The sequence below is a fragment of the Emcibacter sp. SYSU 3D8 genome, assembly GCF_039655875.1.
Taxonomy (GTDB): domain Bacteria; phylum Pseudomonadota; class Alphaproteobacteria; order SMXS01; family SMXS01; genus RI-34.
In genome coordinates, this window is the sequence record NZ_JBBYXK010000003.1 from 19137 (window position 1) to 32670 (window position 13534).

16 protein-coding genes are annotated in these 13534 nt (G+C 65.3%); 15 read left to right on the forward strand and 1 reads right to left on the reverse strand.

Translation table 11 applies throughout. From position 1 onward, the window contains the following. The first annotated feature begins 31 nt into the window (after positions 1 to 31). The 12 genes from ffh (at position 32) to WJU21_RS11230 (ending at position 10171) form a co-directional block, all read left to right on the forward strand. The gene (ffh, locus tag WJU21_RS11175) at positions 32 to 1384 is read left to right on the forward strand and encodes a signal recognition particle protein (protein WP_346324054.1); all 1353 of its coding nucleotides are present in this window, start codon (positions 32 to 34) and stop codon (positions 1382 to 1384) included. A gap of 48 nt (positions 1385 to 1432) precedes the next feature. After that, positions 1433 to 1852, forward strand: a complete 420-nt coding sequence (rpsP, locus tag WJU21_RS11180; protein ID WP_346323517.1) for a 30S ribosomal protein S16 — start codon at positions 1433 to 1435, stop codon at positions 1850 to 1852. A gap of 3 nt (positions 1853 to 1855) precedes the next feature. Then, the gene (gene rimM, locus WJU21_RS11185) at positions 1856 to 2395 is read left to right on the forward strand and encodes a ribosome maturation factor RimM (protein ID WP_346323518.1); all 540 of its coding nucleotides are present in this window, start codon (positions 1856 to 1858) and stop codon (positions 2393 to 2395) included. Then, on the forward strand, positions 2392 to 3117 hold the full coding sequence (gene trmD / locus WJU21_RS11190; RefSeq protein WP_346324055.1) for a tRNA (guanosine(37)-N1)-methyltransferase TrmD: 726 nt from the start codon (positions 2392 to 2394) through the stop codon (positions 3115 to 3117). The genes rimM and trmD overlap by 4 nt, the downstream gene beginning before the upstream one ends. Positions 3118 to 3128: 11 nt before the next feature. Next, on the forward strand, positions 3129 to 3527 hold the full coding sequence (gene rplS / locus WJU21_RS11195) for a 50S ribosomal protein L19 (RefSeq protein ID WP_346323519.1): 399 nt from the start codon (positions 3129 to 3131) through the stop codon (positions 3525 to 3527). A gap of 18 nt (positions 3528 to 3545) precedes the next feature. Next, positions 3546 to 4955, forward strand: a complete 1410-nt coding sequence (gene leuC / locus WJU21_RS11200; protein WP_346323520.1) for a 3-isopropylmalate dehydratase large subunit — start codon at positions 3546 to 3548, stop codon at positions 4953 to 4955. A gap of 35 nt (positions 4956 to 4990) precedes the next feature. Further along, positions 4991 to 5167, forward strand: a complete 177-nt coding sequence (locus WJU21_RS11205) for a hypothetical protein (protein ID WP_346323521.1) — start codon at positions 4991 to 4993, stop codon at positions 5165 to 5167. Positions 5168 to 5254: 87 nt separating this feature from the next. Continuing rightward, entirely contained in the window at positions 5255 to 5875 is a 621-nt protein-coding gene (gene leuD, locus WJU21_RS11210; RefSeq protein WP_346323522.1) for a 3-isopropylmalate dehydratase small subunit, read from the forward strand. 14 nt (positions 5876 to 5889) lie between these two features. Then, on the forward strand, positions 5890 to 7005 hold the full coding sequence (leuB, locus tag WJU21_RS11215) for a 3-isopropylmalate dehydrogenase (RefSeq protein ID WP_346323523.1): 1116 nt from the start codon (positions 5890 to 5892) through the stop codon (positions 7003 to 7005). Positions 7006 to 7020: 15 nt separating this feature from the next. After that, positions 7021 to 8046, forward strand: a complete 1026-nt coding sequence (locus tag WJU21_RS11220) for an aspartate-semialdehyde dehydrogenase (protein ID WP_346323524.1) — start codon at positions 7021 to 7023, stop codon at positions 8044 to 8046. Between the two features lie 192 nt (positions 8047 to 8238). Then, the gene (locus tag WJU21_RS11225) at positions 8239 to 9117 is read left to right on the forward strand and encodes a CoA ester lyase (protein WP_346323525.1); all 879 of its coding nucleotides are present in this window, start codon (positions 8239 to 8241) and stop codon (positions 9115 to 9117) included. Position 9118: 1 nt separating this feature from the next. Beyond that, positions 9119 to 10171 carry a MaoC family dehydratase gene (locus tag WJU21_RS11230; RefSeq protein ID WP_346323526.1) on the forward strand — a complete coding sequence of 351 codons (1053 nt, stop codon included), beginning with the start codon at positions 9119 to 9121 and terminating at the stop codon, positions 10169 to 10171. A gap of 33 nt (positions 10172 to 10204) precedes the next feature. Here the strand turns inward: WJU21_RS11230 and WJU21_RS11235 are convergent, their stop codons facing one another. After that, positions 10205 to 10720, reverse strand: a complete 516-nt coding sequence (locus tag WJU21_RS11235) for a GNAT family N-acetyltransferase (protein WP_346323527.1) — start codon at positions 10718 to 10720, stop codon at positions 10205 to 10207. A gap of 221 nt (positions 10721 to 10941) precedes the next feature. Between WJU21_RS11235 and sdhC the strand changes: the two genes are divergently transcribed. Genes sdhC through sdhA form a run of 3 tightly spaced genes read left to right on the forward strand, consistent with a single transcriptional unit; the run spans position 10942 to position 13514 of the window. Then, the gene (gene sdhC / locus WJU21_RS11240; protein WP_346323528.1) at positions 10942 to 11340 is read left to right on the forward strand and encodes a succinate dehydrogenase, cytochrome b556 subunit; all 399 of its coding nucleotides are present in this window, start codon (positions 10942 to 10944) and stop codon (positions 11338 to 11340) included. After that, positions 11337 to 11717 carry a succinate dehydrogenase, hydrophobic membrane anchor protein gene (sdhD, locus tag WJU21_RS11245; RefSeq protein WP_346323529.1) on the forward strand — a complete coding sequence of 127 codons (381 nt, stop codon included), beginning with the start codon at positions 11337 to 11339 and terminating at the stop codon, positions 11715 to 11717. The genes sdhC and sdhD overlap by 4 nt, the downstream gene beginning before the upstream one ends. A 6-nt stretch (positions 11718 to 11723) precedes the next feature. Further along, positions 11724 to 13514: a succinate dehydrogenase flavoprotein subunit gene (sdhA, locus tag WJU21_RS11250; protein WP_346323530.1), complete on the forward strand. Its 1791-nt coding sequence runs from the start codon at positions 11724 to 11726 to the stop codon at positions 13512 to 13514. Positions 13515 to 13534 lie beyond the last annotated feature (20 nt).

Here is a 13534-nt window from a genome sequence, read left to right on the forward strand (position 1 = left end):
TCGCCCGCGGGTGGCGTTGGTGTTTGGAAAAATGTTCGAGACGCTGTCAGGCCGTTTAGGCGACATCTTCGACAAGCTGCGGGGCCGCGGGGTTCTGAATGAATCCGACGTGGGCGCGGCCATGCGCGAGGTGCGCGTGGCGCTGCTCGAGGCTGACGTGGCGTTGTCGGTGGTCAAGGATTTCGTCGAGAAGGTGCGCGCCCGGGCCGTTGGCCAGGAAGTGTTGCGCTCGGTCACGCCCGGCCAGATGGTCGTCAAGATCGTCAATGACGAGCTGGTCGCCATGCTGGGCGGCGAGAGCGAGGACCTGAGCCTGGCGGCTGCGCCGCCGGCCGCCATCATGATGGTTGGCCTGCAGGGCTCGGGCAAGACGACCTCGACCGCCAAGATCGCCAAGCGGCTGGCCACCCGCGACCGCAAGCGCGTGCTGATGGCCTCGCTGGATACCCGGCGTCCGGCCGCCCAGGAGCAGCTGAAGATTCTCGGCACCCAGATCAATGTGCCGACCCTGCCGATCATCCCGGGCCAGATGCCGCTGGACATCGCCAAGCGGGCCATGGAGGCGGCGCGCCTCGGTGGCTACGACGTGGTCATGCTCGACACCGCCGGCCGCCTGCATGTGGACGAAGGCCTGATGGCCGAGCTGGATTCGGTCAAGTTCTCGACCATGCCGGTTGAAATCCTGCTGGTCGCCGATGCGCTGACCGGTCAGGACGCGGTCAACGTCGCCAAGCAGTTCAATGACCGCCTGAGCGTCACCGGCATCGTGCTGACCCGGATGGACGGCGATGGCCGCGGCGGCGCCGCCCTGAGCATGCGCGCCGTCACCGGCCGACCGATCAAGCTGGTGGGTACCGGCGAGAAGCTGGACGAGATCGACAATTTCCACCCGTCGCGGGTCGCCTCGCGCATCCTGGGCATGGGCGACGTTGTCTCCCTGGTCGAAAAAGCCCAGGAGATGGTCAGCGAGCAGGACGCCGAGGCGCTGATGAAGCGCCTGAAGAAGGGCCAGTTCACGCTCGTCGACTACCAGAAGCAGCTGGAGCAGATGCGCAAGATGGGCGGCATGACGGGCATCCTCGGCCTGCTGCCGGGTGTCGGCAAGCTGAAGAAGGCGCTGGCCGGCGCGAATATCGACGAGAGCATGCTGGTGCGCCAGGACGCGATCATCAACTCGATGACGCCGAAGGAGCGCGAGCACACGAAAATCATCGCCGCGTCGCGCAAGAAGCGCATCGCGGCAGGATCCGGCACCTCGGTGCAGGAGGTCAACAAGCTGCTGAAACAGCATCAGCAGATGGCCGAGATGATGAAGAAAATGGGCAAGGGCGGCAAAGGCATGCCCCAGCTGCCGCCGGGTTTCGACGGCATGCTGCCCCGATAACCGCATGACGAATCACAAGATCAAGAACAAGTAGCGAAGGAAAGCCTCATGGCACTGAAGATCAGACTGGCGCGCGGCGGCGCGAAGAAGCGTCCCTATTACCGCATCGTCGTGGCCGACAGCCGCGCCGCGCGTGACGGCGGTTTCATCGAGCGCATCGGCAGCTTCAATCCGCTGGTCCCCAAGGACAGCGAGCAGCGCCTGAAGTTCGACACCGAACGCATGCAGTACTGGCTGAAGCAGGGCGCCCAGCCGACCGACCGCGTTGCCAAGTTCCTGGCTGCCGCCGATCTGATCGCCAAGCCGGCGCAGCGCAACAACCCGATCCAGGGCAAGCCGAAGGCGAAGGCGCAGGAGCGCATCCGCGCGCTCGCCGCCGCCGCTGAAGCCGCCGAAGCCGCCGCCGCCAAGGCAGCGGAAGCCCCGGCCGAGGCCCCGGCTGAAGCCGCCGCCGAAGCGTCGGAGTAAGTCTTGGCCGGCCAGGCCGAGGGTCTGGTTGTCCTGGGAGCCATCGCCGGCGCGCATGGGGTGCGCGGCGAGGTGAAGGTGAAGACCTTTACCGAGGCACCCGAGACCATCGCCGCCTACGGACCGCTGACCGGCGATCCGGGCGGCAGGGTCTTCCGGGTCAAGGGGCTCAGGGCGGTGAAGGACGGCGCGGTTGTCCGGCTCGACGGTGTCGAGGACCGGGAAGCCGCCGAGGCGCTGAAGGGCACCAGGCTGTGCGTGAGCCGCGCGGCGCTGGGTGAGCCAGAGGAGGAAGACAGCTTCTTCCACGTGGACCTCATCGGCCTGACGGCCGAAGACGAGGCCGGGACGAAGCTGGGGACGGTAATCGCTGTCCACGCGTTCGGGGCGGGCGACATGCTGGATGTCCGCCTGGACGAGACGGGAAAGTCGGTGCTGGTCCCGTTCCGGCGGGAGATGGTGCCGGTGGTGGACCTGAAGGGCGGCCGAATCGTGGTCCGTCTGGATGACGAAGACGAGGAAGCGGAAGGAGATTCGGCATAGTGCCTGCGTTCGCGGCGACGGTGCTGACGCTCTTTCCCGAGATGTTTCCCGGCCCGCTGGGCGTTTCGCTGGCGGGCAAGGCTCTTGACCGGGGTACGTGGTCGCTCGATGTGCGCGACATCCGCGAACACGGGCTGGGGAAGCATCGGACCGTGGACGATACGCCGGCCGGCGGTGGTCCCGGCATGGTGATGCGGCCGGATGTGCTGGCTGCCGCGATCGACGCGGCGCTGGCGGACCCGGCACAGGCGGGCAGGCCGCTGGCCTATCTGTCGCCGCGCGGCAAGGTCTTCGACCAGGCCATGGCGCGGCGATGGGCCGAAGCGGGCGGCGTGACGCTGGTGTGCGGCAGGTTTGAAGGTGTCGACGAGCGGGTGCTCGAGGCGCGGCAGGTTGAAGAGGTGAGCCTCGGCGATTTCGTGCTGTCCGGCGGCGAGCCGGCGGCCATCGTCATGATCGACGCGGTGGTGCGCTTGCTCCCCGGCGTCGTCGGCGACGAGGCGGTATTGAACGAGGAGAGTTTTGCGGACGGGTTGCTGGAATACCCCCAGTACACCAGACCGCAGAGCTGGGAAGGACGAAAGATCCCCGCGGTCTTGCAATCCGGCCATCACGCTGAAATTGCGTCTTGGCGGAAAAGCAGGGCTGAGGATATAACGCGGTCACGCCGGCCCGATCTGTGGGCGCGGTACGTGGCCGAGAAGAACAACAAGAGCGGCTAAGGACAGGTGCAATGAACATTATTGAACAGATCGACCAGGAACAGGTTGCCAAGCTGACGGAAGGCAAGACCATTCCGAAGTTCGGCCCCGGCGACACGGTCCGCGTCAACGTGCGCGTGGTCGAAGGCAACCGCGAGCGTGTGCAGGCCTTCGAAGGCGTCTGCATCGGCCGTAAGAACGACGGCCTGCATTCGTCGTTCACGGTGCGCAAGCTTTCCTACGGCGAAGGCGTGGAACGCGTGTTCCCGCTGTACTCGCCCCGCCTCGACAGCATCGAGCTGGTGCGCCGCGGCCAGGTTCGCCGCGCGAAGCTGTACTATCTGCGCGGCCGCACGGGTAAATCGGCGCGTATCGTCGAGAAGAAGGACTTCACCCGTACCAAGAAGACGGCTGCAGCTCCCCAGGAATAGCCTACAGGAGACCTGCTGATGAGCGGACCTAAGACGCTCTACGACAAGATCTGGGACAGCCATCTGGTGCATCAGGCAGAGGACGGCACCTGTGTCCTCTATATCGATCGCCACCTGGTTCACGAGGTGACGAGCCCGCAGGCCTTCGAGGGCCTGCGCATGGCCGGCCGCACGGTGCATCGTCCTGACGCCACGCTTGCGGTGCCGGACCACAACGTGCCCACGCTCGGCCGCGCCAACGGCATCGCCGATCCCGAATCAGCGACGCAGGTCCAGACGCTCGAGAACAACGCCCGCGAGTTCGGCGTGACCTATCTGGGCATGGACGACGTCCGTCAGGGCATCGTTCATGTGATCGGGCCGGAACAGGGGTTCACCCTGCCGGGCACCACCATCGTCTGCGGTGATTCGCACACGGCGACGCATGGCGCGTTCGGCGCGCTGGCGTTCGGCATCGGCACGTCGGAAGTCGAGCACGTGCTGGCCACCCAGACGCTGATCCAGAAGCGCTCGAAGAACATGCGGGTCACCGTCACCGGCAGCTTGCCGGTCGGCGTCACCGCCAAGGACGTGGTGCTGGCCATCATCGGCAGGCTTGGCACTGCGGGCGGCACCGGCTACGTGGTCGAGTTTGCCGGCCCGGTGATCGAGGCGCTGTCCATGGAAGGCCGCATGACGGTCTGCAACATGACCATCGAAGCGGGCGCCCGCGCCGGCCTGATCGCCGCCGACCAGAAGACCTTCGACTATTTCAAGGGCCGGCCACAGTCGCCGAAGGGCGCGGCCTGGGAACAGGCCGTCGCGGCCTGGAGCGATCTGAAAACCGATCCGGGGGCCATGTTCGATGTCGAACTGACCATCGACGGCAATGAGATCGTACCGCAGGTGACCTGGGGCACCAGCCCGCAGGACGTGCTGCCGATCACCGGCAGCGTCCCCGCGCCGGAGGATTTCACCGATGAGAGCCGCCGGCAGGCGACCCAACGCGCGCTGGACTATATGGGCCTCACGCCGCGGACCAGGCTGAGCGACGTGCCGGTAGACCGGGTGTTCATCGGCTCGTGCACCAATGGCCGGATCGAGGATCTGCGCGCCGCCGCCGTCATCGCCAAGGGCCGCAAGGTGGCCGGCAACGTGACCAGCGCCATGGTCGTGCCGGGCTCCGGACTGGTGAAGGAACAGGCCGAGGCCGAAGGGCTCGACAAGATCTTCGTCGAGGCGGGTTTCGAATGGCGCGAGCCGGGCTGTTCCATGTGCCTGGCCATGAACGCCGACCGGCTTGAGCCGGGCGAGCGCTGCGCCTCGACCTCGAACCGCAATTTCGAGGGCCGCCAGGGTCGCGGCGGACGTACGCATCTGATGAGCCCTGCCATGGCCGCTGCCGCCGCCATCGCTGGCCATCTGGTTGATGTGCGCGACTTCGGGTAAATTTTTGCACCGGTGATAAAGGGGAGAAGAACACCATGGCGCTGATCAGTGACGAACTCTGGGCTGCAACCATTCGCCGCGCGATCGAACTGGCGAAGGAGCATGCGTCGGCCGAGGAAAAGCCCCGCATGGAAAAGCTGCATGTCCTCGGCATCGCCGACGATTTCGACGGCACCAAGGGCGAGTTCGGCATCATCAAGGTTACGAAATAGCCTGATGATTCGGCTCCGGCCGGATGCGAATGAGACCACCTAAAGGGGGCCGGTCACCCGGCCCTCTTCGGTATTGAGGAGAGACCGATGGAAAAGTTCACCAAGCTGACCGGCGTGGCGGCCCCGCTGCCCATGATCAATGTCGACACCGACATGATCATCCCGAAGCAGTTCCTGAAGGTCATCTCCCGCGACGGTCTTGGCCGCGGCCTGTTCGACGAGATGCGCTTCAAGCAGGACGGCAGCGAGATTCCCGAATTCGTGCTGAACCAGCCGGCCTATCGCGACGCCAAGATCCTGGTGACCGGCGCGAATTTCGGCTGCGGTTCGTCGCGCGAGCATGCGCCCTGGGCGATCCTCGATTTCGGCATCACCTGCGTCATCGCGCCCAGCTTCGCCGACATCTTCTACAATAATTGTTTCAAGAACGGCATCCTGCCCATCGTGCTGCCCCAGGCGGACGTGGACAAGCTGATGGACGATGCCGAGCGCGGCGCCAACGCCATCGTGTCGGTGGACCTGGACGCCCAGGAAATTACCGGCCCGGACGGCGGCAAGATCAAGTTCGAGATCGATCCGTTCCGCAAGCATTGCCTGCTCAACGGCCTCGACGACATCGGCCTGACGCTGGAGAAGAAAGCCAGCATCGACAGCTTCGAAGCGAAGCAGAGCGCCTCGCAGCCCTGGCTGTACAACGCCGCCGTCTAAGGAGAGCACGTAACATGGCCATCAATCGCAGCCTTCTGATCCTGCCGGGCGACGGCATCGGCGCCGAAGCCATGGCGCAGGTACGCCGTATCATCGCCTGGCTGGAGAAAAACCGGTCCCTGTCCTTCGATCTCGACGAGGATCTGGTCGGCGGCTGCAGCATCGACGCCCACGGCGTGCCCGTCACCGACGCGGTGATGGACAAGGCGTTCAAGGCCGACGCGGTGCTGCTGGGCGCGGTCGGCGGCCCCAAATGGGACGACATCGACTTTTCGATCAAGCCCGAGCGCGGCCTGCTGCGCCTGCGCAAGGATCTGGAACTGTTCGCCAATCTGCGTCCCGCCGTCTGCTTCGACGCCCTCGCGGATGCCTCGTCCCTCAAGCGCGATGTGGTTGCCGGCCTCGACATCCTGATCGTGCGTGAGTTGACCGGCGGCGTCTATTTCGGCGAGCCGCGCGGCATCACCAACCTGCCCAACGGCCAGCGCCGCGGCGTCAACACCCAGGTCTACGACACCGAGGAAATCCGCCGCGTGGTCCGGGTCGCCTTCGACATTGCCCGGGCGCGCCCGAACGGCAAGGTGACCAGTTCGGAAAAGGCCAATGTGATGGAATCCGGCATCCTGTGGCGCGAGGAAGCGCAGTGGGTGCACGACAACGAATACGCCGACATTCCGATTTCGCACATGTATGCCGACAATTGCGCCATGCAGCTGGTGCGCAATCCCAAGCAGTTCGACGTCATCGTCACCGACAATCTGTTCGGCGACGTGCTGTCGGACATCGCCGCCATGCTGACCGGTTCGCTGGGCATGCTGCCCTCGGCGTCGCTGGGCGCCGCCGACGCGAACGGCAAGCGGCGCGCCATGTACGAGCCGGTGCACGGCAGCGCGCCGGACATTGCCGGCCAGAACCTGGCGAATCCTATCGCCACGATCCTCAGTTTCGCCATGGCGCTGCGCTATTCCTTCGATCTGGGCGCCGATGCGGACCTGGTCGAGAAGGCCGTGCAGGACGTGCTGGCCGCCGGCTACCGGACCGGCGACATCATGCAGCCGGGAATGACCAAGACGTCCACCACCGGCATGGGCGATGCCATCCTGGCCGCCCTGGACAAGCGCGCCGCATAGGCGTTGGAGAAGAACATGGGGTACAAGGTTGCCGTAGTCGGCGCGACCGGCGTGGTTGGCCGCGAGATACTCCAGATTCTGGCCGAGCGCCAGTTTCCGGTTACCGAAGTGGTTGCCATCGCCTCGCGCCGCTCGCAGGGCAAGGAAGTCTCGTTCGGCGACACGAAGATTCTCAAATGCCAGTCGCTTGAGAACTACGACTTCAACGGCACCGACATCGCGCTGTTCTCGGCCGGCTCGACCGTATCGAAGGAATGGGGCCCGAAGGTCGCCGCCGCCGGCTGCACCGTCATCGACAACAGCTCGTACTTCCGGATGGATCCGGATGTGCCGCTGATCGTGCCGGAAGTGAACGCCGACGCCATTGACGGCTATACCAGGCGCAACATCATCGCCAACCCGAACTGCTCGACAGCACAGCTGGTCGTTGCCCTGAAGCCGCTGCACGACGTGGCGAAGATCAAGCGCGTCGTCGTCTCGACCTACCAGTCGGTGTCGGGCGCAGGCAACGAGGCCATGGACGAGCTGTTCACCCAGACCCGCGCCATCTTTGTCAACGACCCGATCAAGAAGGACAGGTTCACCAAGCAGATCGCGTTCAACGTGATTCCGCACATCGATGTCTTCATGGACGACGGCTCGACCAAGGAAGAATGGAAGATGGCGGCCGAGACCAACAAGATTCTCGACCCCGACATCAAGCTGACCGCCACCTGCGTGCGCGTGCCGGTGTTCGTCGGCCATTCGGAAGCCATCAACATCGAGTTCGAGCGTCCGCTGGACGAGAAGCGCGCCCGCGACATCCTGCGCGAATCGCCCGGCATCATGGTCGTCGACCAGCGCGAGGACGAGGGCTACATGACCCCGGTCGAGTGCGTCGGCGATTACGCCACCTTCATCAGCCGCATCCGCAAGGACCCGACCGTCGAGCACGGTCTTAACCTGTGGTGCGTGTCCGACAATCTCCGCAAGGGTGCGGCCCTCAACGCCGTGCAGATCGCCGAATTGCTGGGCCGCCGCCATCTGAAGAAGGCGTCGTAACCCGGCCGCACGGGCCATGGCGCGCGCGGCGACGCAACCCCGGGACCGTTTCCGGGTTGCGGCGTCGCCTCGCTTCCCGCAGTGACGGGAGTTGGTGCCTGGGAATGGGACCACCTGCGCGGAAATTGAACTTTACCGCCGCCACGAACCGCCTCTAGGTTGGCGCGAAACACACCACACTAGGGGATAGCAATGGCCGCCACCTTCCGCCCACGCCGCAGCGTGCTCTACATGCCGGGGTCCAACGCCCGGGCGCAGGAAAAGGCCAAGACGATTTCTGCCGACGCGATCATCCTCGACCTCGAGGACGCCGTGGCGCCCGACGCCAAGAGCGCGGCCCGCGAGACCGTGTGCAACTCGGTGCAGGGCGGCGGCTATGGCGGCCGCGAAATGATCATCCGCATCAACAGCCTCGATACGCCCTGGGGCGTCGAGGATCTGCAGGCCGCCGTGTCGGTGCAGCCGGATGCGATCCTGGTGCCCAAGGTCGAATCGGCCGACATGGTCAACAAGGTGGAAAGCCTGATGGACGCCTCGGGCGCCCTCGCCACCACCGCCATCTGGTGCATGATCGAGACGCCGCGCGGCGTCTTGCGGGTCGAGGAGATCGCCTCGGCATCCACGCGCCTCGGCGCGCTGGTCATGGGTACGTCCGATCTGGTGAAGGACGTCCATGCCCATCACACGCCGATGCGCCTGCCCATGCTGACCAGCCTGTCGCTGTGCATCCTGGCGGCGCGCGCTGAAGGACTGGCCATTCTCGACGGCGTCTATCTCGACCTGCAGGATACCGACGGCTTCCGCAACGCCTGCGTCCAGGGCCTTGAATTCGGCTTCGACGGCAAGACCCTGATCCATCCCAGCCAGGTCGATCCGTGCAACGCGGTCTTCGCCCCCGACGCTGCCGAAGTCGACCTGTCGCGCCGCATCATCGAGGCGTTCGCCGCCGCCGAGAAGGAAGGCAAGGGCGTTGTCGTTGTCGATGGCAAGCTGGTCGAGAACCTGCATGTGGAGAACGCCAGGCGCCTGGTGGCGCTGGCCGAGGCCATCAACCATCTGCAGGGCGCCTGAGATGACCAAGACAGCGCGCGGCAATTTCTTCGAGGATTTCAAGCTGGGCCAGGAACTGGTCCACGCCACGCCGCGGACGGTGACCGAGGGCGATGTGGCGCTGTACACGGCGCTTTACGGCTCGCGCTTCGCGGTCAATTGCTCGGATCCGTTCGCCATGGATGTGGGCCTTGCCGCCGCGCCGCTCGACGACTTCCTGACCTTCCATTTCGTGTTCGGCAAGACGGTGCCGGACATCTCGCTCAACGCGGTCGCCAATCTGGGATACGCGGACGGCCGTTTCCTGCAGCCGGTCTATCCAGGCGACACGCTGACCGCCGTTTCGCAGGTCATCGGACTGCGCGAGCTGTCCAATGGCAAGGCGGGCGTGGTCTATGTGCGCTCGACCGGCACCAACCAGGCCGACGAGGTCGTGCTCGATTACGTCCGCTGGGTCATGGTCAACAAGGGTGACGTCTCGGCGCCCGCGCCGAAGGAAGTCATTCCGGACCTGCCGGCCGCCGTCGCGGCCCGCGACCTTGTGTTGCCGGACGAACTGGATTTCTCCGCCTATGACACGGTGCTGGCCGGCGCGGCGCACCTTTGGGACGATTACGAGACGGGCGAGAAGATCGACCACGTGGACGGCATCACCATGGAGGAGGCCGAGCACATGCTGGCGACGCGCCTTTACCAGAACACGGCGCGCGTCCACTTCAATCAGGTCATGCAGGCGCAAAGCCGGTTCGGCAAGCGGCTGATCTATGGCGGGCATATCATCTCGCTGGCCCGCGCCATCAGCTTCAACGGCCTGGGCAACGCCTGCTTCATCGCGGCGCTGAACGGCGGCCGCCACGTGGCGCCCAGCTTCGCGGGCGACACCATCTTCGCCTGGTCCGAGGTGCTCGAGAAAGCCGAGATTCCCGGCCGCACCGATGTGGGCGCGCTGCGCCTGCGCACCGTGGGCGTCAAGAACCAGCCCGCCACCGACTTCCCCGACAAGGGCGAGGACGGCAAGGATCACGCCGCCGTTGTCCTCGACCTGGACTATTGGGCGCTGATGCCGCGCGGGTAGCTGATTGCGTCGCTTCCGGCGGCCTGGCCGCTTCTAGATCCACCATCCATAGGCGCGCTGCCGGAGCACGGCCATGCCGAAGCGCTCGTCCCGTTCGGCGACGGGGATTCCGCCCAGCCACTCGTAGAACCCCACCGCCGGATTGTCGGCAAGGACCCAGGTGATCAGGTTGCCGTGTCCGTCGGCGGAGATCTGGCGGGCGGATTGCCGGAACAGCGCCTGGCCGATGCCCTCGCCCTGCCAGTCGGGCAGCACGTAGAGCGTGTAGATCTCGGCCGTGAAGGGAATGGCGGCATTGCGGTTGCGGCCGCTGGTGGCGAAGCCGACGATCTGGCTGCCGGCCTCGGCGACCAGCACCAGCCGGTCGGTGTCGCGCGCCAGCGTCTGGCGCCAGAGAGCGAGGCGTCTTGCATAGGTCTGGGCCGACAGGACGCGCGGAGGCAGGATGCCGTCATAGGCATCGCGCCAGCTTTCCACATGGACCTGGGCGATACCCTCGGCGTCGCCGCGGATGCCTTGCCGGATCAGGATGCCTGACTGGGTAATCACGGGACGTGCCCTCCGCCTGCAACGATAGCCCCAATCGCGAAAAACGCAAATGACTCGCAACAGGATAGGGCGGATGCAGCAGTGCATAGCCGTTATGCGCTGACCAGCCCCGGTGAACGGAGTATAAGCGGCCATTAATGGGAGTCTGGCGTTGACCTGACTAGTCGCACGACTAAGATGGCCCGCCATTCCAAACGGGGATCGTCTACGGGGAACTGCTCATGGCGCAAGTAAAACGCCCTCTCTCGCCACATCTGGGGGTCTATCGCTGGACCGTCACCATGGCGGGTTCGATCCTGCATCGCATGTCCGGCGTGGCGCTTGGCGCTGGTGCGCTGTGGCTGGCATGGTGGCTGCTGGCTGCCGCGACGGGTTACGAGGCCTTTGCCTGCGTGCAGAGCTTCAGCACCTCGATCGTCGGCATGGTTCTGCTGTTCGGCGTCACCCAGGCGCTGATGTTTCACCTGCTTAACGGTATCCGCCACCTGGTCTGGGACATGGGTCACGGCTTCGAGGTGAAGACGGCCACGACCTCCGGCTGGACGGTGATCGTGCTGTCGGTGCTGCTGACGGTCGCCGCCTGGGGCATCGGCCTGAGCATGATGGGAGCTTACCGATGAGCCTGCGCACACCGCTCGGCAAGGTTCGCGGCCTCGGTTCGGCCAAGGAAGGCACCCAGCATTTCTGGGTACAGCGGGTGACCGCCGTGGCGCTCATCCCGCTCATGATCTGGCTGGTCGCCCAGCTGGTCTGCCTGACCGGCGCCGGCCGCGACGATGTGCTGGATTTCCTGGCCCGCCCGTGGAACGCCATCCTGATGCTGCTGCTGGTGATCGCCGGTTTCTATCATCTGAAGCTGGGTATCCAGGTCATTCTCGAAGACTACGTGCACAGCGAGGGCGCCAAGCTGGCGACCAGCCTGCTGAACACGTTCGTCTGTTTCGCCGGCGGCGCCGTCTCGGTGTTCGCCGTCCTCAAGATCGCGTTTGGAGGCTGATCCCTCATGAGCCAGGCTTATCCGCTCATTGACCATGAATATGACGTCGTCGTCGTCGGCGCCGGCGGCTCCGGCCTGCGGGCCACCATGGGCATGGCCGAACAGGGCCTTCGCACTGCGTGCCTGACCAAGGTCTTTCCGACCCGCTCGCATACTGTCGCGGCGCAGGGCGGCATCGCCGCCTCCCTGGGCAATATGGGCGAGGACAACTGGCGCTGGCACATGTACGACACCGTCAAGGGGTCGGACTGGCTGGGTGACCAGGATGCCATCGAATACATGGTGCGTGAGGCGCCGGCCGCGGTGATCGAGCTGGAGCATTTCGGCGTGCCGTTCTCGCGCACCGAGGAAGGCAAGATCTACCAGCGCGCCTTTGGCGGCATGACCACCAATTTCGGCCAGGGGCCGGCGGCACAGCGCACTTGCGCGGCGGCCGACCGTACCGGCCATGCCATGCTGCACACGCTGTACCAGCAATCGCTGAAGCATGACGCCGAGTTCTTCATCGAATATTTCGCCCTCGACCTGATCATGGACGACGGCGTGTGCCGCGGCGTCATCGCCCTCGACATGGCGACCGGCGAATTGCATCGCTTCCGTGCTCACATGGTGGTGCTGGCGACCGGCGGTTACGGCCGCGCCTATTTCTCGGCCACCTCGGCGCATACCTGCACCGGCGACGGCGGCGGCATGGCGTTGCGCGCGGGCCTGCCGCTGCAGGACATGGAATTCGTGCAGTTCCACCCGACCGGAATCTACGGCGCCGGCTGCCTGATTACCGAAGGCGCCCGCGGCGAGGGCGGCTATCTGGTGAATTCGGAAGGCGAGCGCTTCATGGAGCGCTATGCGCCGTCGGCAAAGGACCTGGCGTCACGCGACGTGGTCAGCCGTTCCATGACCATCGAGATTCGCGAAGGCCGCGGCGTCGGGCCGGGCAAGGATCACATCTACCTGCACCTGGATCATCTGGACCCTGCCGTGCTGCATGAGCGCCTGCCTGGTATTTCCGAATCGGCGCGTATCTTCTCGGGCGTCGATGTCACCAAGCAGCCGATCCCGGTGCTGCCGACCGTGCACTACAATATGGGCGGGTTGCAGACCAACTATCACGGCGAGGTCGTGACCTTGAAGAACGGCGAGCCGGATACGGTCGTGCCGGGCCTGATGGCCGTGGGCGAGGCCGCCTGCGTGTCGGTCCACGGCGCCAACCGTCTGGGCTCGAACTCGCTGATCGATCTGGTGGTGTTCGGCCGCGCCGCGGCGCACCGGGCTGCCGAAGTCGTCAAGCCGGGCGCCAAGCACAAGGATCTGGGCAAGGACGCCGGCGAAAACTCCATTTCGCTGCTCGATCATTACCGCAACGCCAAGGGCGGCACGCCGACCGCGCAGGTCCGCGCCAACATGCAGCGCACCATGCAGAACAATTGCGCGGTGTTCCGCACCGGCGAGGTGCTGACCGAAGGCAAGGATCTGATCAAGCAGGTGTGGGACCAGATGGCCGACATCCGGGTCACCGACCGCTCGCTGGTCTGGAACAGCGACCTGATCGAGACCATCGAGCTCGACAACCTGATCCGCCAGGCCATGGTCACCATGTATTCGGCCGAGAACCGCAAGGAAAGCCGCGGCGCCCATGCCCGCGAGGACTTCCCGGACCGGGATGACGCCAACTGGATGAAGCACACCCTGTCGTGGCTCGATGACAGCGGCAAGGTCACGATCGATTACCGGCCGGTGCACACCTACACGCTCACCGAGGACGTGAACTACATCGAGCCCAAGGCTCGCGTCTACTAAGGCTAAGGCCCAGGATAAGG

Coding starts and splice junctions, on each gene's coding strand:
- ffh (WP_346324054.1), top strand. CDS start 32: ATGTTCGAGACGCTGTCAGGCCGTTTAGGCGACATCTTCGACAAGCTG.
- sdhA (WP_346323530.1), top strand. CDS start 11,724: ATGAGCCAGGCTTATCCGCTCATTGACCATGAATATGACGTCGTCGTC.
- sdhD (WP_346323529.1), top strand. CDS start 11,337: ATGAGCCTGCGCACACCGCTCGGCAAGGTTCGCGGCCTCGGTTCGGCC.
- leuD (WP_346323522.1), top strand. CDS start 5,255: ATGGAAAAGTTCACCAAGCTGACCGGCGTGGCGGCCCCGCTGCCCATG.
- leuC (WP_346323520.1), top strand. CDS start 3,546: ATGAGCGGACCTAAGACGCTCTACGACAAGATCTGGGACAGCCATCTG.
- rplS (WP_346323519.1), top strand. CDS start 3,129: ATGAACATTATTGAACAGATCGACCAGGAACAGGTTGCCAAGCTGACG.
- WJU21_RS11205 (WP_346323521.1), top strand. CDS start 4,991: ATGGCGCTGATCAGTGACGAACTCTGGGCTGCAACCATTCGCCGCGCG.
- WJU21_RS11225 (WP_346323525.1), top strand. CDS start 8,239: ATGGCCGCCACCTTCCGCCCACGCCGCAGCGTGCTCTACATGCCGGGG.
- rpsP (WP_346323517.1), top strand. CDS start 1,433: ATGGCACTGAAGATCAGACTGGCGCGCGGCGGCGCGAAGAAGCGTCCC.
- WJU21_RS11220 (WP_346323524.1), top strand. CDS start 7,021: ATGGGGTACAAGGTTGCCGTAGTCGGCGCGACCGGCGTGGTTGGCCGC.
- sdhC (WP_346323528.1), top strand. CDS start 10,942: ATGGCGCAAGTAAAACGCCCTCTCTCGCCACATCTGGGGGTCTATCGC.
- WJU21_RS11230 (WP_346323526.1), top strand. CDS start 9,119: ATGACCAAGACAGCGCGCGGCAATTTCTTCGAGGATTTCAAGCTGGGC.
- leuB (WP_346323523.1), top strand. CDS start 5,890: ATGGCCATCAATCGCAGCCTTCTGATCCTGCCGGGCGACGGCATCGGC.